This is a genomic window from Pseudarthrobacter sp. B4EP4b, assembly GCF_006680095.1.
Lineage (GTDB): Bacteria > Actinomycetota > Actinomycetes > Actinomycetales > Micrococcaceae > Arthrobacter.
Map to the genome: position 1 here is coordinate 4,550 of NZ_VHIJ01000071.1, position 21,039 is coordinate 25,588.

Here is a 21,039-nt window from a genome sequence, read left to right on the forward strand (position 1 = left end):
GGAGCACCTCCGACGCCGATCCCGGCCACGGAAACACCGTTCACCTTCAGCGGGACGCCGCCGGCGAGGAAGAGGGTGCCGGGGAGGTCCGCAATGCTCGGGCCGTTGCCGTTGATCCGTTTGGCCAGCTCGCTGGTGGGGGTGCCAAACGCTGCGGCGGTGTAGGCCTTCTGCTTCGCGGCTTCAATGGTGTGCTCCGCGGCGTTGTCGCCCCGCAGGAGCGCCTGCACCGTGCCGAAGCGGTCCACCAGCGCCACGGTGACGAACGGCAGCTTGTCCGCCTGGCACTTCGCGAGCGCCGCGGACACAGCCTTTGCGGATGCGCCGACGGAAATACGGTTCTGCTGGACCACGTTCTCCGGCACAGGCTGGACGTCGGCAGCAGGAACGGCTGCTGGAGCAGCACCCGGGCCGGCATTTGCTGTGACCGTCGCAACGGCGGTGAGCGCAAGTGCGCCGGCGGCTGCGGCGGCGAATACTTTCGATGACTTCTTCATGGTGTTTTCCTTATGGTCAAAGCCCAGCCACGGTTCAGCGCCGGGGTACAGTCCCATCCTTTCGCGGGCACGTGAGCAGGGCATCGGGCCTTTGGCTGCGGCCTCCTGCTCCGAAAGGCCAGCCGTATCAGCCAAAAGGCTGAGAGACGGGCAAGGGCGGGGGGCAATAGCATGGGAGGTAGCTGTCCCCCATTCGAACCGGAAATTTCCATGCCTCCCCGAGCCACCGCATCCCACGCCGCGCCCGCACCGGACCCCGGCGCCAACGGGGGTACAGGCGGGGCTGCCGCATCCAACAGCACACCGGAGGGACTCCCGCGCCTGGGCAGGATCGATACCGCCGTACACCTAGGCTTCGGCGTCCTGATGGTGGCGTCGCTGGTCCGCTACGTGATGCGCCACAGCCCGGCAGACAACATCCTGGTCCTGGGCCTGGCCGCCGGAGCCTGCCTGTTGTATCTCGCCGTCGCCATCCAGGCGCAGCGCGCCAGGCCCGGTGCACCCTGGATGGTTGCCCTGGTGGGCGTCTGGGCCGTCCTGGTCATCGCCGCTCCCAGCTTTGCCTGGTGCTCGTTCGCGCTCTTCTTCCTCTGCCGGATCGCCTTCAACGGAGCAGCCGCCTACATCGCAGCAGGGGTTACGGCAGCTGCCACCGCCGCCGGCCTGTTCAAGCTGAGCGACGGAACAGACCTGGCAATGCTCCTGGGGCCGCTGGCCGTAGGCGTGATGCTGACCCTGGTTTATGACCGGATCCAGCACGACGCCGAGGAGCAGCGCCGCCTGCACGCGGAAGTATCGCTCGCACAGGGACAGCTTGCGGCCAGCGAGCGCCGGGCGGGCACCATTGCCGAACGGGAACGGGTGTCCCGGGAAATCCACGACACCGTGACCCAGGGCCTGGCGAGCAGCCTCCTCCTGCTGGAAGCGGCCGGGAGGGCATGGCCGGCTGATGCCGCCAGGGCAGACCTTGGCCAGGCCACAGCGCTGTTGAGGGGCAATCTCTCCGAGACCCGCAACCTGGTCCACGAACTCGCCTCCCCCGGGTTGGACGCCTCGCCGTTGCCGGACGCCCTGCTTGTCGCGGCCAGGCAGTATGTCCCGGCGGCCCGGCTCCTGGTCACCGGCGAACCCCGTAACGTGCCGGCCGACGTCCGGCACGCACTCCTGCGGGTAGTCCAGAGCGCGGCCTCGAACATCAAGCTGCACGCTGCCGCCTCCACTGCCACCGTAACCCTCGGCTTCCTTCCGGACGCCGTCACCTTGGATGTGTACGACGACGGCACCGGCTTTGATCCGGCGGCGGCAGCACCGCCGTCGGGCGCCGGAGGGTATGGCCTCCGTGCCATGCGGCAACGGGTGGAACAGCTGGGCGGCGCCTTCTCCGTGGAAAGTGCGCCCGGTGAAGGGACCATCATCGCAGCCCAACTGCCCGCTGCGGCCGAGCCGGAGATCCCGGGAGAGGCACCGTGAACGCCATTACCGTGCTGCTGGTGGACGACCATCTCGTGGTGCGAAGCGGGCTGCGGGCCCTGCTTGGCACCCAGGCGGATATCGACGTCGTGGCCGAAGCAGCGTCCGGAGAGGACGCCCTGGACCTGCTCGGGCAGCAGCCGGTGTCCGTGGTGGTGATGGACCTCGCCATGGGTCCGGGGATGGACGGAATCGAAGCTATCCGCAAAATCCGGGAGGGCAACAAGAGGCAGGCCATCCTGGTGTTCACCACGTACGACTCCGATGCAGACATTGTCCGGGCAGTGGACGCCGGTGCCATGGGATACCTGCTGAAGGATGCCGCACCCGAAGAGATCTTTGCGGCCATCCGGGGCGCCGTCCAGGGCAAGAGTGTGATGAGCGCGCCCGTGGCGTCGCGGCTTTTCCAGCAGCTGCGCAACCCCGACGAGATCCTGACGCCGCGCGAGGCCGAACTGCTCAGCCTCCTGACAGAGGGCCTCAGCAACCGTGAACTCGGTCAACGCCTCTTCATCTCCGAGGCGACCGTCAAGACCCACCTTGCGCACATTTATGCCAAGCTCGGGGTGGACACCAGGGCCGCTGCGATTGCCACCGCGATCCGCCGTGAGGGCATGCGCTGACGACACTTAAAATCCCGTTACCCTTGCAAGGTTGGCGCCAGCCCCGTACGTTGGGGACTGCGGGGGACGTTCTCCGCGCACTTCGGGCCGGTGGCCCGGGGGAGAATCAGAGTCACACGAAGGAATGCAGCCATGGCAACAGGCACAGTTAAATGGTTCAACGCCGAAAAGGGTTTTGGCTTCATTGCCCCCGATGACGGGTCCGCTGACGTTTTCGCCCACTACTCAGCAATCGCCAGCAGCGGATACCGCTCACTCGATGAGAACCAGAAGGTTGAATTCGATGTGACCCAGGGTCCCAAGGGCCCGCAGGCAGAGAACATCCGCCCGCTCTAAGGCTTCGGCTTTCCTCCTGCACCAGCAGGAGGAACCCGCCAGGCAGCGGCCTCCCCAACACATGTTGGGGAGGCCGCTGTTTTTGTTGGCTTCTCCCCCGTTCAACGCTCTCTCACTTAACGCGGGCTTCCCACCGACGCTCTATCACCTAATGCGGACTTCCGGCCGACGCTCTATCACTTAACGCGGGCTTCCCGCCGTCGCTCTCTCACTTAACGCGGACTTCCTACGGACGCTCTATCGCTTCGCGGGGGGGCCGACGGCGGTGCTGCCGCGGTCATCGTGGCGGAGGTCACGTCCGGGACTCGGGAGTGATAGAGGGTTCCTCAAAAACGCGCATCAAGTGATCGAGCGTTCCCCCAAAATCCAACGTCAAGTGAGAGAGCGTTCCCCGGCCCCTGTAGCGTTCGCAGATTTGGGATAATGGGACGATGACGGGACAGCACCCGGACAATGTTCCAGGCAACGATGCAGGGAAGGACCCCTGGGAGGAGTTCGACCAGCTCCCGCCTGCCAGCCCGGACCTCGTCCCGGGCCATCCCGGCGGGGAACCATTGGGCTTCGGCTTCCGAACCGGGGTCCGCAGCGCCCGCGTCGCGGTCGGGTTTGCCGTCTACACGCTGGTCCTCGGAACCATCCTCGCGCTCGCCGGGTGCATCGTGTTTATAGCCGAGGAACAATGGCTGCTCGTAGCCCTGATGCTCATCATCGAGGCCGTCTTCATTTTCGCGTTCACCCGGCTCGTCGCCCAGGCCCGCACGCGTTCCCCCCGCCCCAAGCCACCGCGTAAGAGGTATCCCGGAAAACCGGCTTGACCTTGACGCAGCGTCAACCCCTACGCTCAGAGCATGGACGCATCCGGAACAGCAGCAGGCATTGACTGGTCCATCCAGGATGTTGCCCGGATGGCCGGCACCACCAGCCGGACGCTGCGCCACTACGACGACATCGGGCTCCTAAAGCCCAGCCGCGTGGGCAGCAACGGATACCGCTACTACAACGCCGCGGCACTGCTGCAGCTGCAGCGGATCCTCCTGCTCCGGGAACTCGGGCTGGGCCTGCCGGCCATAGCCGATGTCTTCCACCACGAGATGGATGCCGTCAAAGCGCTAAGCCGCCACCTGGACTGGCTCCGGCAGGAGCAGGAACGGCTGGCTCGGCAGGTCCTGTCTGTCCAGCAAACGATTGAAACAGTGAAAGGAGGAGGCGAACTCATGGCCGAAAAAATGTTTGACGGCTTCGACCACACTCAATACAAGGACGAGGTGGAGGAGCGCTGGGGCAAGGACGCGTATGCCAAGGGCGACGCCTGGTGGCGTGGCATGGGAACCGCTGAGAAACAGGAGTGGAAGGCGCGGGCCGAAAAGCTGGGCCGTGACTGGACGGCCGCCGCGGAATCGGGCATCGCCGCGGACAGCCCCGAGGCGCAGGACCTGGCCCGGCGCCACGTTCAGTGGCTGACCTCCATCCCCGGCACTCCTGCCTCCGAGCAGGGCGGAGACGTCAAGGGCTATGTAGTGGGGCTGGGCGAAATGTACGTTGCCGATCCACGTTTCGCCGCCAATTACGGTGGCGAGACGGGCGCCGGCTTCGTGCGGGACGCGCTGCGGGTCTACGCCGACAGGAATCTCTAGCAGCCAGCACGACGGCGGAGGCTGGCTTGGCAGGGCAGGACACGGCCCAGCGGCAATCAGCCCAGCCTCTTCCGCACGGCGACCGCGGCGGCGGCGAGCACAGCGGCGGTTCCAATCCGCCGCTGTGCCGTCCGCCGTCGGCCGTGCCATCCGCCGCCCACGGAAGGCTTGCGGACCGCCTGCGACGCCTGGCTGAGGTTTCCGGAGGTCAACGGCGCGGACCGCCGCCGCGACAGCTGGCGCGTGTCCACCTGGCGGGCGGTGGCCGCTTCGACCGCACCAGGCGCCAGCTTGTGCTGCAGCACCAGGAGCCGGCCGGCCAGGCCTCCCGCCACGACCTCCCTGCGCGGGTGTTCCACGAGCCTCACCACGGCTTTTGCAACCCGCTCGGAGGTGTAGACCGGAGGCATGGCCATCGGGCGGCGCCCGGTGTAGTTGGCAGCATTCTGGTAGAAGGGTGTGTCAATGGTGGCGGGGAGGACCGTGCACACGTCCACCCCGGACACGCCTTCACGGGCCAGTTCGGAGCGCAGGCTGATACTCAACGCCCGGACCGCCGCTTTGGACATGGAGTAGGCGGCTGAGTAGGGCAACGGAATTTCCGCAACGACTGACGCGACGTTGATCAAGACACCGGACCCTTGGGCGCGCATTCGGGGCAGAGCCGCCCGCGCCCCATTGACGTAACCGGAGATGTTGACGTCAAGCACCCGCTGGAAGTCCTTCGGCGGAATCTCGGTCAGCAGTCCGAATGCACCCACCGCGGCATTGTTGACCCACACATCCAGGCGCCCGAACTCTTGTTCTGCCCGCGCCGCCAACTCCTCCATCCCGCCCACGTCCGTTACGTCGGTGGGGACGGCGATGGCTTTTGCGCCGCGTCTCCTGCAGGCCCGGGCCACGTCTTCCAGGGATTCCGCTCCCCGGGCGGCCAGGACCAACCGGGCTCCCCTGGCGGCGAAGCGAAGGGCCGTGGCGCGTCCGATCCCGCTGGAGGCGCCGGTGATCACCACAACTGGATTCTTGACACGCATTCGGCATCCCCTTCTGTCCGCGGACGGCCCTGCCATAAAACTAAGCAGGCTTAGTGTTTGATGCTACCGACCACGACGTGGCAGGACAACGGCCACTGGACCGCCGGGGCAGGGGTATCTAGTGAAAGGCGGATTTTCCGGTGACAGCCCTGCCCACAATGAGCGAGTTGATTTCGTAGCTGCCCTCGTAGGTGTAGAGGATTTCGGCGTCACCGAAGAGCTTGCCCATCTCATAGTCGCTGCTGATGCCGTTACCGCCCAGCAGCGAACGGCCCATGGCCACCGAGGCCCGTGCCAGCCTGGTGACCGTGGCTTTGGCCATGGCAGCCTGGACCATCTCCAGCTTTCCCTCCTGCTGGACGCGCGCCAGCTGCGCCATCAAGGCCAACGAGGCAGACGCGTTACCCAACATATCGGCGAGCTGCTGCTGGACCAGTTGGAAGCTGGCCAATTCCTTGCCGAACTGGCGCCGGTTCAGGGTATAGGCCCGCGCGATATCGAAGGCCGCCAGCTGTATTCCCGCACCCTGCCAGCCGACCCAGGCGCGGGAGTCCCGCAGGAGTTCTTTCGTCCGGGAGAAGCTCGTGGCCCCAGGCAGCAGGTTTTCCGCCGGAACCCGCACCTCATCCAGCACAATGTCAGCGTTCTGCATGATCCGCAGGCCGATTTTGTGGGAGATCTTGGTGGCCGTGTAGCCTGGCCTGCCCGTCTCCACGATGAAGCCCTTAATCTCGCCATCCGCCGCGTCACGCGCCCACACCAGCGCGAAGTCGGCAATGGTGGCGGCCCCGATCCACCGCTTGGCACCGCTGAGGACCCACTCGCCGCCGTCCAGCCTGGCCGAGGTTTCCAGCCCGCCGGCAATGTCCGAGCCGTGGTCCGGCTCTGTCAGGGCAAAGGCGCCCAACTTTTTGAACGTTTTCAGGCCGGGCAGCCACCGGGCCTTCTGTTCGTCAGAGCCCAGCTCGCTGATCATCCCGAGGATGAGTTCATTATGGATGCCGGCGAGCGCTGACAGGGATACGTCCGCGCGGGCCAGTTCGACGTACATCAGTCCCTTGAACAGCGCGGAGCTGCCGTTCAGCTGGAGGGCTCCGAGGCCATGTTTTCCCATGTCAGCCAGCAGCCCAAACGGAAACTCTTCACGATTCCAATACTCGATGGAGGGCTCCCGGACCGAGGATTGGAGGAACTCGCGGATGCCGAAATACCTGTCCCGTTCACGAGGCGCGAGGAGGTCGACAATGTACATCAGGTCGGCATCCGGAAAGGGTGGCACTCCGTTGTGTCCCGTGGCCTGCACTGGCATTGGTCCCCCTGCTCTGCCGCACCGCTACCAACCGTTGGATGTCCTAGTATATTGCACACACCCCGCAACAGGTGAGGTGCATCACATCCGCGAAAGGCTGGCCGGCTATGGGCGCTCCGCTTCCCCGAGACCCCATCGCTGATGCCCGCCGGAACTGGGAAGATCACGGCTGGGCGGACGAGGCGGCGCCCATGGCAGCCGTCACCGCCATCATGCGGACCCAGCAGATCCTGCTCGCCAGAATCGAATTCGTGCTGAAGCCTTTTGGACTGACGTTCGCACGCTACGAGCTGCTCGCCCTGCTGAGCTTCGCCAGGAACGGGTCCCTGCCGATGAAGAAGGCCAGCACGCTCCTCCAGGTCCACCCCACGTCCATCACCAATGCTGTTGACCGGCTGCAGGATGCCGGGCTGGTGCGCCGTTCGCCGCATCCGACGGACGGCCGCACCACACTGGTTGAGCTCACCGCCGAGGGCCGCACCGCGGCGAAACGTTCGACGGCGGCACTCAACGCCGAGGTCTTCGGCGCCTCCGGCTTCGGGCCGGAGGATATCGATCAGCTGATCCGGATACTCGGGGACTTCCGCCGGAACGCCGGCGACTTCATCGGCCCCTGAACGGCCCCGGATGTCCTGAACCGGCCGGTGTGCTGAACCGGCCGGATGTCCTCAACTGGCCGGTGTGCTGGACCGGCCGGTGTCCGGAGCTGCAGAAAACTGGGTCAGCGTGGCGTTTTGGCGCGCTTGATCCGCCGGGCAACCAGCAGCACCACGGTAACGCCCACAGCGGCATACACGGCGTAGTTCAGGAAACGGGAGTATTCCTCGATCACCCGGTACTGGGTGCCCAGCAGGTACCCGAGCCCCAGCAGCAACCCGTTCCACAGCCCGCTGCCGGCGACTGTGTAGATGGTGAACTTTCCCAGCGGCATGGCTGCAGCTCCGGCCGGAAGGGAAATGAGGCTTCGCACGCCGGGAAGCAGCCTCCCGAAAAAGATGGACGAGCGTCCATGCCGGCGGAACCAGCCGGCCGCGTGTTCAAAGTCCTCCCGGTCCACCAAGGGAAGCTTGGATAACCCGCGGATGGACCGCTCCAGTCCGAGCTTGGCCCCGAGCCAGTACAGGAACAGGGCGCCAAGATAGGCACCGAGGGTGCTGGTTACAAATACGAGGACCAGGCTCAGGGAGCCCTGCCTGGCCAGGTAGCCGGCCAGCGGCAGGATCACTTCGCTGGGGATGGGCGGCACCACTGTTTCAGCGAGGGTGAAGAGCCCCACGCCCCATTCCCCGAGCTGCTCGATCCCCCGGGCAGCCAAGCCCACCAGCCCGGTCAGGTTATCGGCCGAGCCGCCCGCGTCCGCTGCTGTCCCCCACATAGAACGCCCCCTGTCCGCGTCGCCGCCATACCCGTTTCCCGGTCCTGTCTACCTTACGCACCTGTGTAAAAGCTGGGCCCGGTGCCGCGGCCGCGGCCAGCGTCATTGCCGCCCACCGCTCCCCGGCCACAGTCCGGTCTGGGCCAGCGATCAGGCAGGCTTGGCCCGGACGTGCATCCGCTCTCCCTGCGTGCCGAAGAGGCTCAGGAACTCCACCGGGTTGCCGTCCGCACGGCCGAACCAGTGCGGGACCCTGGTATCGAATTCCGCGGCCTCTCCCACATGGAGCACCAGGTCCTGGCCACCCAGGACCATCCGCAGCTTTCCGTTGAGCACATACAGCCACTCGTAGCCTTCGTGCACTTGAGGGTTGGGTTCCTCCAACCGTCCGGCGGGCAGGATGTGTTTATAGGCCTGGATGCCGCCAGGCTTTTTGGTCAGCGGAATGATGGTCATTCCCCGTACCTGGAGGGGCCGCAGGTGCACCCGGGGATCTCCTGTGGCCGGAGCTCCAACCAATTCATCCAGCGGAACGTGGTACGCCTTGGCCAGCGGCAGCAGCAACTCGAGGTTGGGCCGGCGCTGGCCGGCCTCCAGCCTGGATAATGTGCTCACGGATATGCCAGTGGTTTCGGCCAACGCTGTGAGAGTGATGCCGGCGGCCTGCCGAAGCGCCCGCAATCTGGGCCCCACCGCGGCCAGGACATCGTCAATCTGTTGATCCATACCGCCATCTTGCCATTGCGGCAAAACACTTTGCCAGTACCGACGGAGTGGAACACCATGGGAACTATGACAAACCACAATTCATCAATCTCTGACGTCTTGATCATCGGCGGCGGCGCGGCCGGCCTCAGCGCGGCACAAATGCTCGGCCGGTCGCGCCGCTCCGTGGTGGTACTGGACAGCGGCGAACCCCGCAATGCCCCTGCCCAGGGGGTCCACGGGTTCCTGTCCCGTGATGGCGTCAGCCCAGGGGAACTCCTGGAGACCGGCCGGGCCGAAGCAAGGCAGTACGGCGTCCGGACGATCCATGGCGAGGCTGTGGCAGCGGCCGGAAGTGTTGCCGAAGGCTTTGCCGTCACCGCTGCAGACGGCCGCGTCCTGCGGGCGAGGCGGCTCCTGATCACCACCGGGCTGGTGGACGAGCTGCCCGGGATCCCCGGACTCCGCGAGCGCTGGGGCAGGGACGTGCTGCACTGCCCCTTCTGCCATGGCTGGGAGGTCCGCGACCAGGGAATCGGCGTCCTTGGACTTGGTCCCTGGTCTGTGCATCAGGCCTTGCTGTTCCGGCAGTGGAGCGCCAACATCACGCTGTTCCTGAACGAACTTGTGCTGCCCTCCGCCGAGGAACTGGAGCAGCTGGCCGCCCGTGGCATCAAAGTGTTTGCCGGTGCCGTCGAATCGCTCCGGGTGGAACAGGACCGGTTGCGCGGCGTTGCCTTGGCAGGCGGGCCGGAAGTAGCCGTGGATGCCGTGGTGGCAGGAGCCCAGGTCCGGGCCCGGCTCGACGCCTTCGCCGGCCTCGGCCTGAAGCCGGAACCGCATCCGATGGGCATCGGGGATTTCCTGCCGACGGATGCCGACGGAGCCACCGCCGTCCCGGGCGTATGGGCGGCAGGCAACGTGACGGACATGCGCGCGCAGGTCATGGCATCAGCAGCGGCGGGCGCCTGGGCCGCCGTCGTCATTAACAACCACCTGATGGCGGAGGAGATGGCAGCAGATCTGTCCGCCTACCGGCAGTCGTTGATGCTTAACGATGCCGGAATTCGGGCTGGCGTTTCTCAGTGAACGCCGCCATGCCTTCCTTCTGGTCCTCCGTGGCGAAGAGCGAATGGAAGAGCCGGCGCTCGAAAACCACTCCCTGGGTAAGGCCGGTTTCGAAGGCCGCGTTGACGGCTTCCTTCGCCACCATCGCCACGGGTTTGGACTTGGACGCGATCACTTCCGCAGCCTTGATGGCCTCGTCTATTACATCCTCGGCTGGAACCACGCGGGACACCAGGCCGCACCTGTCGGCTTCCTCCGCACCGATGAACCTGCCGGTGAGGATCAGGTCCATCGCTTTGGCCTTGCCTACTGCCCGGGTGAGCCGCTGTGACCCGCCCATGCCGGGCAGCACGCCCAGGTTGATTTCGGGCTGGCCGAACTTGGCATTGTCCCCGGCGATGATGAGGTCGCACATCATGGCCAGCTCGCAGCCGCCGCCCAGCGCGAACCCGGAGACCGCAGCGATAGTGGGAATGCGCAGCCGGGTGAAGTCCTCCCAACCCCGGAACCAGTCCGCGGCATACATGTCCATGTAGCCTTGGGCAGCCATTTCCTTGATATCGGCGCCGGCGGCGAAAGCCTTGCTGGAGCCGGTGATCACCACCGCTCCTACCGCGGGATCGGAGTCCATGGTGCGGACGGCCTGCACGAGCTCGTCCATGGTGGCCTTGTTGAGGGCATTCAACGCCTGTGGCCGGTTGAGCGTCACCAGCCCCACCCGGCCGCGCTGCTCCACCAGGATGTTCGTGTATTCCGTCATTCAGGGCTCCCGTCGTCCTGCGCCGCACTGTTTGTTGCGATCGTTGATGCCGTTCCTGGGGCGCCGCCGGCAACATTTGCGGTCTGGTTCTTGTGTCCCGCTCCATCGGGACCATCCGATCTGTCCCGGATGTCCGTGATGATTCCGGAGAAGTCCCTGCCGGCGCCGCCTTCCGCGGCAAACGTATCGTAGATTTCCGCGGCGAGCGGACCCACCCGGGCCGCCACCCCGGTACTTTGCAGTGCATTTACGGCAAGCTTGAGGTCCTTGGCCATCAGGGCTCCGGCAAAACCGGGCTGGTAATCGCGGTTGGCCGGGCTGGTGGGGACCGGCCCCGGCACGGGGCAGTTGGTGGTCAATGCCCAGCACTGACCGGACGCTGCCGATGCCACATCAAACAGTGCCTGGTGGCTCAGGCCCAGCTTCTCCCCCAGCACAAAGGCTTCGCTCACGGCAATCATGGAGGCACCCAGGATCAGGTTGTTGCAGATCTTGGCAGCCTGCCCCGCGCCATGGGCACCACAGTGCACCACCCGCCTGCCCATCACTTCCAGCAGCGGACGCACTGCCTCGAAGTCCTCAGGATCTCCGCCCACCATAAACGTCAGCGTCCCGGCCTCGGCACCCACCACCCCGCCGGAAACCGGCGCATCCACCGAGCGGTGGCCGGCGTCGATGGCCAGCCGGGCCGCTTCCCGCGCTTCGTCCACATTGATCGTGGAGCAGTCCAGGAACATGGTTCCGGGGGCAGCAGCAGCCAGCAGGCCGGGTCCGCCGTCGCTTCCCTGGTAGGCGTCCAGCACGTTGCGGCCGCTGGGGAACATGGTCAGGACCACAGCAGCACCCGAGGCTGCGTGAGCGGCGCTGGCAGCAACAGGAACCCCGTTGGCCCGGGCAGTGTCAAGCGCCGCAGGCACCACGTCGAAGCCGGCCACGGTGTAGCCGGCTTTGACCAGGTTTACCGCCATGGGCCCGCCCATGTGGCCAAGGCCCAGGAACGCGATGGTGTAGTCCTCAGGCATGGCCGCTCTCCTTCACGTCGTCTCCTTCAATCCAAGATCCAGCTCCCTGCTGCCCAATGGTTCAAAAAAGCGCGCCACCTGTTCCGGCAGCACCTCAGCGAGAGTTGACGGGTTCCAGTGCGGTGTCCGGTCCTTGTCCACCACCTGCGCCCGGATCCCCTCGCGGAAATCGGGCGCTGCCAGGAAGCGCAGTCCCACCCGGTACTCCTGGGCCAGGGCTTCATCCAGGGTCATGCCCTTGACCCGCCGCAGCGACGCCAGTGTGACTTTCACGGACGTGGGCGACTTCGCCTCGATGGTGTCGGCGGCCTGGGCGGCTTCCCCGTTTCCTTCGCCGTCGAAGGTCCGGAGCCTGCGGACGATCTCGCCGGCGTCGTCCGAGGCGTAGCAACTGTCAATCCAGTTGCGGTGCTGCTCCAGGGTGGAGGGCGGTGGGGCTTCGCTGCAGCGCCCGACGGCGGCTTCCGCAGTTTCGTTTTCCAACGCCAGCACCAGCTCCTCGAGCCTGGCGGACGGGACGTAGTGGTCTGCGAGGCCGAGGTACAAGGCATCGGCCGCACTCAAGTGCGCGCCGGTCAGCGCCGCGTGGGTTCCCGCCTCCCCGGGTGCGCGGGACAACAAAAGCGTCCCGCCGACGTCGGGCGCAAAACCAATGGTGGTTTCCGGCATGCCCATCCGCGTGCGTTCCGTCACCACCCGCACAGAGCCGTGGGCTGAGATTCCCACTCCCCCGCCCAGTACCAGCCCGTCCATCAGGGCGACGTAGGGCTTGGGATAGCGGGCGATCAGCGAATTCACCCTGTACTCCGTTTGCCAGAAGTCCGCGGTCTGCCCACCGCCGGCAAGCATGTCCTCATAAATGGCCACAATGTCGCCACCTGCACACAAGCCCCGTTCCCCGGCCCCGCGCACCACAACCGTGGAAATTCTGTCATCGTCCGCCCATGCGGCGAGCTGCTCCAGAAGCGCCCCCACCATCCCGGCGGTCAGGGCGTTGACTGCGCGGGGCCGGTTGAGGGTGACCACCCCCAGCTGCCCGCGGCGCTCAAACAGCACCTCTGCATTGTTGTCCGTACCGGTTTGCGTGCTGTCCGCCATCAACTTCCTTCCGGCATCACGAAGCTGGCCCCGTGCCGTATCCCAGACGGCCACCGCGTGGTGACCGTTTTCGTTTTGGTATAGAAACGGAAGGCGTCGGCGCCGTGCTGGTTGAGGTCCCCGAACCCCGACGCCTTCCAGCCGCCGAACGTGTAGTAGGCCAGCGGCACCGGGATGGGCACGTTGATGCCCACCATTCCCACATCCACCCTGGTGGCAAAATCCCTGGCTGCGTCCCCGTCGCGGGTGAAGATGGCCACGCCGTTTCCGTACTCATTCCGGCTGCAGAGCCGGAGCGCTTCATCGTAGTCGGCAGCGCGCACCACACTCAGGACGGGGCCGAAGATTTCCTGACGGTAAATGGCCATCTCCGGTGTCACATGGTCGAAGAGGGTGGGGCCCACCCAGAAGCCATCCTTGTAGCCTTCCACAGTGACGCCCCGGCCGTCCGCCAGCAGGGTGGCGCCCTCGTCCACGCCTGCCTGGATGCAGCCTTCGATCCGTTCCTTGGCGGAGGCGGTGACCACCGGGCCGAAATCCGTGCCGTGGTCCAGGCTGTGCCCTACCTTGAGCGACATGATCCGTTCCTGGAGCCTGGCCACCAGCTTGTCAGCTGTTTCCTGCCCCACCGGGACCGCAACGGAGACGGCCATGCAGCGCTCCCCCGCGGAGCCGTACCCGGCCCCGATGAGGGCGTCCGCGGCCTGGTCCAGGTCTGCGTCCGGCATCACCACCATGTGGTTCTTGGCACCGCCGAAGCACTGCGCCCGCTTTCCGTGGGCGGCTGCCGTGGCGTAGATGTATTGGGCGATGGGGGTGGAGCCCACAAAGCCGATGGCCCTGACAACGGGGTCTTCGAGGAGCGCGTCCACGGCTTCCTTGTCCCCGTTGACCACGTTGAACACTCCGTCCGGGACGCCCGCTTCGGAGTAGAGTTCGGCCAGCCGCAGCGGCACGGACGGGTCCCGTTCGGAGGGCTTGAGGATGAACGCGTTGCCGGCAGCCAGGGCCGGGCCGGACTTCCACAACGGGATCATGGCGGGAAAGTTGAACGGGGTGATCCCGGCCACCACGCCCAGGGGCTGCCGCAGCGAGTGGATATCTATCCCGGCTCCGGCCTCGGTGGAGAACTCGCCCTTGAGCAGGTGCGGCGCGCCGGCGGCGAACTCCACCACCTCGAGTCCGCGCAGGATGTCTCCCCGGGAGTCGGCAAGGGTCTTGCCGTGTTCGGAGGACAGCAGCCGGGCCAGCTCGTCCATGTCCCGGTTGACCAGGTCCACGAACCGGAGCAGGATCCTCCCCCGGCGCTGCGGGTTTAGGGCCGCCCATTCCTCCTGGGCCTTCGCGGCGGCAGCCACGGCATTATGCACCTCGTCCCGGCCTGCCAGCGGGACGCGCGCCTGGACTGCCCCGGTGCAGGGATCAAAGACGTCGCCGAAGCGGCCGGACATGCCCGCCACATGCTGGCCGCCAATGTAGTGGGAAAGCTCGCGCACCATGAGCAGACGCTCCTTCGCATGTGACCTGGGCCCTTTCTGGTTGCGAATATACTCGGGCTTCCAACTAAACTCCACCGGTCCCTTGCACGCCGGATGGGACCTGTGGGCGGCCACCGCAGCGTGCTTTACCGGCGGCAGCACGGCCAAGGTAAGTTAGGAACTGTGAAGATTGCTACCTGGAATGTGAATTCGCTCCGTGCCCGTGCCGACCGTGTGGAAGCCTGGCTCCAGCGCAGCGACTGCGACGTGCTGGCCATCCAGGAAACCAAGTGCAAGGACGACAACTTTCCCTGGGAGCTGTTTGAACGGATGGGCTACGAAGTGGCCCATTTCGGCGTCAACCAGTGGAATGGCGTGGCGATCGCCTCCCGCGTGGGCCTCGAAGACGTTGAGCGGACGTTCCTGGACCAGCCGTCGTTCGGTAAGGCCGGTACGGAACCCGTACAGGAGGCGCGCGCCATGGCCGCAACCTGCGCCGGCGTCCGCATCTGGAGCCTTTATGTTCCCAACGGCCGCTCCCTCGACGATGAGCACATGCCTTACAAGCTCAAGTGGCTGGAAAGCCTGAAAACTCACGCCCAGGAGCTGGTGACCCGGAACCCTGAGGCCCAGGTGGCGCTGATGGGCGACTGGAATATCGCCCCGTTCGACGAGGACGTGTGGGACATCGATCTCTTCGTCAACAACCGCTACACGCACGTCAGCCCGCCCGAGCGCGCCGCGTTCCACGCCTTCGAGTCTGCAGGTTTCACCGACGTGGTGCGGCCGTACACTCCCGGTCCGGGCGTCTACACCTACTGGGACTACACCCAACTGCGCTTCCCGAAGAAGGAAGGCATGCGGATCGACTTCATCCTGGCTTCCCCGGCCCTGGCCACACGCGTCACCGGCGCCTCGATCGACCGCGAGGAGCGCAAAGGCAAGGGCGCCTCGGACCACGCCCCCGTGCTGGTGGAACTGGCGGACTGATGACAGAATCCTGGACCCATTCAAGGAGACCGTGATGACGGGAAACCTCTACCGGGGCCAGGCCGGCCTGCCATTCTCCTCAACCCTGCGCGTCTACGAACCGCTGGATGCCTTTCCGGAGGAGCAGCGTGCCGCCATCCAGGCCGCCGGGGCCCGCTCTGCCTCCCGTGCCGCCGTCGAAAACGCCGAATTGCTGGCCTCGCTGGGACGCATCACGCGCTCCGGCGGTGATCCTTTCCCCACCGGGCGAACCGACCTGGTGCGCGTCACCACTGCCCCGGCGGGGCCGGGCGGAACGGACGACGCCGGCGACGACGAACCAGTGCTGCTGTACTGTCCCAGCCAGCTGGTTTTGCGTGCGGGCCTGGCTGCCAACGCCCTGATGGAGGGGATCCACGGTCCGCTGGCGGAACTGCTGATTCCGGAGGAGCAGCGGGACAAGCACCAGGAACGGATCGATCAGGTGAAGGCCCGTGACGGGTCCATCCGCGTGCACACCCGCGCGTCCACCTGGGGCATCCCCTTCAGCTGGTTTTCCCTGTTTATGGAACAGGACCATAAAGACGTGGTGGAGGCTGCCGGCCGGATCCTCACAGTCCGCGTGTGGGCACCCATCACCGAAGCCCTGGAGCGCGCCCGGTACGCCGTGGCCAATCTGGCCCTCGCGGCGCCGGACCTGGATATGCTCGACGACCTGGCCCAGCTCACCGAGTGGCTGGAAACGTTCCATGTGGAATCGATGGTGGAACTGGACTACGGCGCTGTGGCGGACAAGGTGTATCCGGACGATTCGCCCATGGACATCAGGCTCGGCATCGAATGCCTGGCAGAGGGCGACATGACCGGCGCGGCGGCGGCCTACCGGCGCCTGGCCTCCCGCTGGATCCCCATCCGGCAGCTGGCCCGCGCTTCCTGAACCCGCGCTTCCTCAGCCGGTCAAAAGGCAAGTTAACCGCTAGGACTGCGGCGGCGCCGTCGTCCTTCTGACGATCAGTTCATGGGGCGCGACGGCGGACCGCACTGATCCTTCGGCACCGTCCAGCTCGTCGAGGAGCATCTTGGTGGCCAGCTCGGCCTGCTCGTCGGGCCGCTGGCCAACCGTCGTGAGGCCGATGGCGTCGGCAAAATCATGGTTGTCGATGCCCACCACTGAAACTTCCTCCGGTACGCGGACGCCCAGCCGCGAGGCTTCAAAGATGACACCCATGGCCATCTCGTCCGAGGCGCAGAAAATCGCTGTTGGTTTATCCCCCGGCTTCGCCCAGAGCCGGCGGAAAGCCTCCTGCCCGCTCCGGACCGTGAAGTCCCCCCACTCGTCCCATTCGGGGCGGGTGGGGAGGCCGGCGGCGGTCATCACATCCTTGAAAGCCAGGATCCGGACGCGCGGAACATCGAAGTTCAGGTCCGTTTCGTCATCGCCGTGCAGCAGCGCGATGTTCCGGTGGCCGAGGTCGATCAGGTGCCGGACGGCTGTGGAGGCGGCAGCATAGTCGTCGATGCCGATGTAGGCGCACTCTTCCACGTGGCCGCCCACCACCACCAGCGGGATGTCGATCTTCTGGAGGTGGTCGAGTTCGTCATGGGACAGCGCCATACAGAGGACCAGCAGGGCGTCGATCTGTTTGTAGACCATGGTCTTGCTGAAGAGCCGCTCCCGGTTGCTGCCGTGGCCGCCGAGGTTGAACAGTGACAGGTTGTAGTTCCGGGCGTGGAGTTCCCGGTCCGCCCCTTCGATGGCTTTGGAGAAGAACCACCGGCTCACGAATGGGGCGAGGACGCCGATGGTCCTGGTCCGTCCCGTGGCCAGGCCGGACGCGGAGCTGGAGGCAACGTACCCCAGGTTCCCGGCTACCTCGAGGATTTTTTCGCGAGTAGCGGGTGACACCCGTGGCAGGCCGCGGACTGCCCGGGAAACCGTGGCGGTTGAAACTCCCGCCGCCGCGGCCACGTCCTCGATACTGACACCGCTGTGGCCGCCCCGTTGGGACCTTTCACTTGTGCGAGCCACGGTGCCCCCTCAATACTTCCTGCAGGCCTCCGCCATGCTTGGTGCGATGCCCCCAGGCCATAGTATTTGCGGCCCGCGAGTGTATCGCAGTGTTACTTTTCGGCCCGATGCCCGATAGCGGCGGGTCAAGCGCGTACCCTACCTCCGGTCCGGAAGCTTCCGCCGCAGCCGTATCATCCCGTAGATCGCCAGGAGAGAGGCCAGCAATCCCAGTGCCCAGCCCAGCGCGGGCTGTGCCGTCACTTCCATCCAGACCGTGACAACGAGCAGCACCACCGCCCAGAAACCGAGGAATCCGATAATGATGTCGAAGTCTTCGCCGGACCTCATCCGGCGGCGGGCACTTCCCGCCCCCGTGGACGGGGGGCGGGAAGGGCTGTTCGTCACTTGACCGCACCTGCCGTAAGGCCGGCAACGATCTTGCGCTGGAAGACCAGAACCAGGATCACCAAGGGGATGGTGACGATGGTGCCGGCGGCCATGATGGCCGTGTAGGGGATCTGGTTCGGCTGCGCGCCGGCAAAGTTGGCAATGGCCACCGTTACCGGCTGGGTTGCGTCGCTGGACAGCTGGCTGGCGATCAGGAACTCATTCCACGAGGAGATGAATGCCAGAATTGCCGTGGTGAAGATCGCCGGGGCTGCCAACGGCATGATCACCTTCCGGAACGCCTGGCCCTGCGTGCAGCCGTCCACCCGGGCCGACTCCTCAAGTTCCCACGGCATTTCGCGGAAGAAGGAGGTCATGGTGTAAACGGTCAGCGGCAGCACAAAGGAGATGTTCGGGATGATGAGTGCCTGGTACGTGCCCATCCAGCCAATGTTGGTGAAGAGCTGGAAGAGCGGGGTGATGAGGGCAACACCCGGGAACATGGAGGCACCCAGAATGAAGCCCAGCACCAGGTACTTGAACCGGAAGTTCAGGCGTGCCAGGGCGTAGGCGGCGAACACGCCGATCAGCAGTGAGATGGCCGTGACCACCAGCCCGATGAAGATGCTGTTCAGCAGTGCCTGACCAAACCTGTTGCCGAACGAGGTGTCGAAGGCGGTCTTGAAGTTGTCGAGCGTGACATGGGTGGGAAGGATGGAGGTATCGTACGTGAAGCCAACTTCACGGAAGGCCGTCACCACCATCCAGTAAGCGGGTGCCAGGCACCAGATCAGGATGACGGCGGCGCTGATGTAGGTCCGCGCCTGCGCCCACTTTTCCCTGTTCTGTGCAGTCTTCCGCCCTTTGTCCTGGCGTGCCCGCAGGGCTGAATCTGCTGTTGCCGTGGTCATTTCTTACCCTTTCCTGTCGCTCCGCTTTGCTCGACTACGTTCGCCCCAAGGAATCGGACGAAAATGAAGGCGACGAGGAAGATGATGATAAAGGTAATCGTGGACAGGGCGGCGGCTGAATTGAAGCCTTGCCTGATCTGGTTGATCACCAGGATGGACAGGGTGGTGGTGTTGTTGGCGCCGCCGGTAAGGATGTACGGCAGGTCGAACATACGCAGCGCATCCAGGGTGCGGAACAGGATGGCCACCATCAGTGCCGGCTTGACGAGTGGAAGGGTAACCATCCTGAACCGTTGCCAGGCGCTTGCGCCGTCCACTTTGGCCGCCTCATAGACTTCTGCCGGAATCATCTGCAGCCCGGCGAGGATCAGCAGCGCCATAAACGGCGTGGTCTTCCAGACGTCAGCGATGATCACCGCCCACTTAGCCGGCCACTCGCTGCCGGTCCACAAAATCGAGGTGTTGAACAGCTTGTTCGCGATTCCCTCGAACGCGAAGATAAAGAACCAAAGCTTGGCCGTCACAGCCGTGGGGATGGCCCACGGGACCAGGACGGCTGCCCGGACCAGGCCACGGCCCCGGAACGTGCGCGCCATGATCATTGCCATCCAGAAGCCGAGAACTGTCTCCAGGGCCACCGTCACCACCGTGAAGAAGAACGTGGTGGCAGTGGCAGACCAGAACTGGCCGCCAAGGGTTCCTGGGGGGCAGGCAACGGTGCCGCCGCCGGGGGCGGAGCACTGCTGCGCCAGCCAGTTCACGTAGTTCTGGATGCCCGCGGGGCCGCCTGCCGTAAACAGGCCGGTGGCCGGGTCCAGCCCGGCGTCCTTTTGGAAGGACATCACGATGGCACTGATGATCGGGTAAACGATCACAATGCCGAGCGCGATGATGGTGGGAGCAAGCAGCCACGAGGCCCAGCGGCCCTGGCTCGCAATCCGGTTGTCCTCCCCCACACCCTTGGGTGCGTGGTGGACCGGGGTACCACCCGACGCCGGTGACTTGACCGGCGTCGGGTTTAGTTCGGTTGCCATGGCAGAACTACGATCCCGCACCGGCGGATTCGATGGACTTCTGCATGTCAGAAAGTGCGGTTTCCACTGTCTTTTCTCCCTTGATGGCGGAGTATGCGTTCTCCTGGATCGCCTTCGTTACCGCAGGGTAGAAGGGCGTTACGGGACGCGGTACGGCGTTCTCGATGGACGTCTTCAGAACCGGCAGGTAAGGCAGTTTGGCCACCAGTTCCGGGTCTTCGTACAGCGAACCAAGGACCGGGGCAAGTGAACCCTGGGTGGCGTAGAACTTCTCGGTTTCCTCCGACGTCATGAACTTCAGGAAGTCCAGCGATGTTGCCTTGTTCTTGGAGTAGACACTGACGGCCAGGTTGTGACCGCCGAGCGAGGAAGCACCGGGGCCGTCCTCTCCGGGAAGTGCAGCCAGGCCGAGCTTGTCCTTCACCTGCGAGGAACCTTCAGTGGTGACGAGGTTGTAGACATAAGGCCAGTTGCGCAGGAACAGGAGTTTTCCACTCTGGAAGGCCTGGCGGCTGTCCTCCTCTTTGTAGGTGATGGCTTCCTTCGGGATGTTGCCGTCCGTGTAAGCCTTGGCCAGGTTCTCCAGGCCCTTCTTGGCGTCTGCGGTGTTCAGGCTCGGCTTTCCGTCCTTGTCCAGGACTGACCCGCCGAAGGAGTTGATCGCCTCGGAAGCGTTGACAGTGAGGCCTTCGTACTTGCTGAACTGGCCTGCGTAGCAACCGATGTTGTTGGCCTTGGCGATGGAGCACATGCTCATCATCTCGTCCCAGGTCTTGGGCGGTGTCGGGACGAGGTCCTTGCGGTAGTACAGGATGCCGCCGTCCGAAGTCTGCGGGGCCGCATACAAGGTTCCCTTGTAGGTGCCGCTCTCGACCGTAGGCTTGAGCATCTTCGCGGTGTCGATGGCCATCTTGTCCTTGAGCGGCTGCAGCCAACCCTTGGCGGCGAACTCTGCTGTCCAGACGACGTCCACATCCACAACGTCGTATCCGGCGTCCTTCGCCTGGAAGTGCTGCACCAGGTCATCGTGCTGCTGGTCGGCCTGGTCCGTCTGCTCCTTGAAGGTCACCTTTTCATTCGGGTGTTCAGCGTTCCACTTTTCAATCAGGGGGCGCACAACGTTGCTGTTGTCCTTGCCCTGAACGTACGTAATGGGACCCCGGCCGTCCAGGTTGGCTTCGGCATCACTGCCGCCGCCGCCTCCAGTCGCGCCGCCACCGCCTCCGCCACAAGCGGACAAGGTGAGGGCCAGGATGCCGGCAGTAGCCGCCGGAAGTAGGAATCTACGGGTTTTCATTAGCTTGAAGCTCCTCGCTGA

General features: G+C 65.2%; 23 protein-coding genes. 9 read left to right on the plus strand and 14 right to left on the minus strand.

The features are described 5' to 3' along the window. Positions 1 to 497: heme-binding protein (locus FNL14_RS21465; RefSeq protein WP_142064496.1), on the minus strand; the 497-nt coding region annotated here is incomplete at its 3' end. A 210-nt stretch (positions 498 to 707) separates the two neighbouring features. Here FNL14_RS21465 and FNL14_RS21470 point away from each other — a divergent pair. From FNL14_RS21470 to FNL14_RS21490, 5 genes are all read left to right on the plus strand, one after another. After that, positions 708 to 1,967: a sensor histidine kinase gene (locus FNL14_RS21470; protein WP_142064435.1), complete on the plus strand. Its 1,260-nt coding sequence runs from the start codon at positions 708 to 710 to the stop codon at positions 1,965 to 1,967. Continuing rightward, positions 1,964 to 2,590 (plus strand): response regulator transcription factor, encoded by a 627-nt coding sequence (locus tag FNL14_RS21475; RefSeq protein ID WP_142064437.1) that lies wholly within the window; start codon positions 1,964 to 1,966, stop codon positions 2,588 to 2,590. The genes FNL14_RS21470 and FNL14_RS21475 overlap by 4 nt, the downstream gene beginning before the upstream one ends. 132 nt (positions 2,591 to 2,722) lie before the next feature. Further along, positions 2,723 to 2,926 carry a cold-shock protein gene (locus FNL14_RS21480; RefSeq protein ID WP_013599688.1) on the plus strand — a complete coding sequence of 68 codons (204 nt, stop codon included), beginning with the start codon at positions 2,723 to 2,725 and terminating at the stop codon, positions 2,924 to 2,926. A 431-nt stretch (positions 2,927 to 3,357) separates the two neighbouring features. Beyond that, positions 3,358 to 3,741: a DUF2207 domain-containing protein gene (locus tag FNL14_RS21485; RefSeq protein ID WP_142064440.1), complete on the plus strand. Its 384-nt coding sequence runs from the start codon at positions 3,358 to 3,360 to the stop codon at positions 3,739 to 3,741. 33 nt (positions 3,742 to 3,774) lie between these two features. Next, complete coding sequence (locus FNL14_RS21490) at positions 3,775 to 4,560, plus strand: MerR family transcriptional regulator (RefSeq protein ID WP_170850840.1); 786 nt, start codon at positions 3,775 to 3,777, stop codon at positions 4,558 to 4,560. A 56-nt stretch (positions 4,561 to 4,616) separates the two neighbouring features. On the opposite strand, the gene FNL14_RS21495 is transcribed toward FNL14_RS21490, so the two are convergent. Further along, complete coding sequence (locus tag FNL14_RS21495; RefSeq protein WP_142064442.1) at positions 4,617 to 5,594, minus strand: SDR family oxidoreductase; 978 nt, start codon at positions 5,592 to 5,594, stop codon at positions 4,617 to 4,619. Between the two features lie 118 nt (positions 5,595 to 5,712). Next, on the minus strand, positions 5,713 to 6,903 hold the full coding sequence (locus FNL14_RS21500) for an acyl-CoA dehydrogenase family protein (protein ID WP_142064445.1): 1,191 nt from the start codon (positions 6,901 to 6,903) through the stop codon (positions 5,713 to 5,715). A gap of 107 nt (positions 6,904 to 7,010) precedes the next feature. Between FNL14_RS21500 and FNL14_RS21505 the strand changes: the two genes are divergently transcribed. After that, positions 7,011 to 7,520, plus strand: a complete 510-nt coding sequence (locus FNL14_RS21505) for a MarR family winged helix-turn-helix transcriptional regulator (protein WP_142064448.1) — start codon at positions 7,011 to 7,013, stop codon at positions 7,518 to 7,520. Positions 7,521 to 7,624: 104 nt separating this feature from the next. Here the strand turns inward: FNL14_RS21505 and FNL14_RS21510 are convergent, their stop codons facing one another. Both FNL14_RS21510 and FNL14_RS21515 read right to left on the minus strand, forming a co-directional pair. After that, positions 7,625 to 8,278, minus strand: coding sequence for a DedA family protein (locus tag FNL14_RS21510; RefSeq protein ID WP_091421027.1), 654 nt, complete (start codon positions 8,276 to 8,278; stop codon positions 7,625 to 7,627). A gap of 150 nt (positions 8,279 to 8,428) precedes the next feature. After that, entirely contained in the window at positions 8,429 to 9,004 is a 576-nt protein-coding gene (locus tag FNL14_RS21515) for a helix-turn-helix domain-containing protein (RefSeq protein ID WP_142064451.1), read from the minus strand. A gap of 66 nt (positions 9,005 to 9,070) precedes the next feature. On the opposite strand from FNL14_RS21515, the gene FNL14_RS21520 reads away from it, so the two are divergent. After that, on the plus strand, positions 9,071 to 10,072 hold the full coding sequence (locus FNL14_RS21520) for an NAD(P)/FAD-dependent oxidoreductase (RefSeq protein WP_220126207.1): 1,002 nt from the start codon (positions 9,071 to 9,073) through the stop codon (positions 10,070 to 10,072). Here the strand turns inward: FNL14_RS21520 and FNL14_RS21525 are convergent. The 4 genes from FNL14_RS21525 to FNL14_RS21540 are packed head-to-tail and all read right to left on the minus strand — an operon-like array spanning position 10,035 to position 14,430. Next, positions 10,035 to 10,811 (minus strand): enoyl-CoA hydratase, encoded by a 777-nt coding sequence (locus tag FNL14_RS21525; RefSeq protein WP_142064456.1) that lies wholly within the window; start codon positions 10,809 to 10,811, stop codon positions 10,035 to 10,037. The genes FNL14_RS21520 and FNL14_RS21525 overlap by 38 nt on opposite strands. Next, a complete protein-coding gene (mmsB, locus tag FNL14_RS21530; RefSeq protein WP_142064459.1) occupies positions 10,808 to 11,833 on the minus strand; it encodes a 3-hydroxyisobutyrate dehydrogenase in 1,026 nt (341 codons plus the stop codon). The genes FNL14_RS21525 and mmsB overlap by 4 nt, the downstream gene beginning before the upstream one ends. 12 nt (positions 11,834 to 11,845) lie before the next feature. After that, complete coding sequence (locus tag FNL14_RS21535; protein WP_142064462.1) at positions 11,846 to 12,931, minus strand: enoyl-CoA hydratase/isomerase family protein; 1,086 nt, start codon at positions 12,929 to 12,931, stop codon at positions 11,846 to 11,848. Further along, positions 12,931 to 14,430: a CoA-acylating methylmalonate-semialdehyde dehydrogenase gene (locus FNL14_RS21540; RefSeq protein WP_142064465.1), complete on the minus strand. Its 1,500-nt coding sequence runs from the start codon at positions 14,428 to 14,430 to the stop codon at positions 12,931 to 12,933. The genes FNL14_RS21535 and FNL14_RS21540 overlap by 1 nt, the downstream gene beginning before the upstream one ends. Positions 14,431 to 14,592: 162 nt before the next feature. On the opposite strand from FNL14_RS21540, the gene FNL14_RS21545 reads away from it, so the two are divergent. Beyond that, the gene (locus tag FNL14_RS21545; RefSeq protein ID WP_091421010.1) at positions 14,593 to 15,399 is read left to right on the plus strand and encodes an exodeoxyribonuclease III; all 807 of its coding nucleotides are present in this window, start codon (positions 14,593 to 14,595) and stop codon (positions 15,397 to 15,399) included. A gap of 34 nt (positions 15,400 to 15,433) precedes the next feature. Then, complete coding sequence (locus FNL14_RS21550) at positions 15,434 to 16,315, plus strand: hypothetical protein (RefSeq protein WP_091421007.1); 882 nt, start codon at positions 15,434 to 15,436, stop codon at positions 16,313 to 16,315. A gap of 39 nt (positions 16,316 to 16,354) precedes the next feature. Here FNL14_RS21550 and FNL14_RS21555 read toward each other — a convergent pair whose 3' ends face one another. From FNL14_RS21555 to FNL14_RS21575, 5 genes are all read right to left on the minus strand, one after another. Next, positions 16,355 to 17,407, minus strand: a complete 1,053-nt coding sequence (locus FNL14_RS21555) for a LacI family DNA-binding transcriptional regulator (protein ID WP_091421005.1) — start codon at positions 17,405 to 17,407, stop codon at positions 16,355 to 16,357. A gap of 138 nt (positions 17,408 to 17,545) precedes the next feature. Next, positions 17,546 to 17,737: a hypothetical protein gene (locus FNL14_RS21560; protein WP_142064499.1), complete on the minus strand. Its 192-nt coding sequence runs from the start codon at positions 17,735 to 17,737 to the stop codon at positions 17,546 to 17,548. A 53-nt stretch (positions 17,738 to 17,790) separates the two neighbouring features. Beyond that, entirely contained in the window at positions 17,791 to 18,687 is an 897-nt protein-coding gene (locus tag FNL14_RS21565; RefSeq protein WP_142064468.1) for a carbohydrate ABC transporter permease, read from the minus strand. Further along, a complete protein-coding gene (locus FNL14_RS21570; protein ID WP_142064471.1) occupies positions 18,684 to 19,721 on the minus strand; it encodes a carbohydrate ABC transporter permease in 1,038 nt (345 codons plus the stop codon). Before FNL14_RS21570 ends, FNL14_RS21565 begins: the two co-directional genes overlap by 4 nt. Before the next feature lie 7 nt (positions 19,722 to 19,728). Continuing rightward, on the minus strand, positions 19,729 to 21,018 hold the full coding sequence (locus tag FNL14_RS21575) for an ABC transporter substrate-binding protein (RefSeq protein WP_142064474.1): 1,290 nt from the start codon (positions 21,016 to 21,018) through the stop codon (positions 19,729 to 19,731). Positions 21,019 to 21,039: the final 21 nt, after the last annotated feature.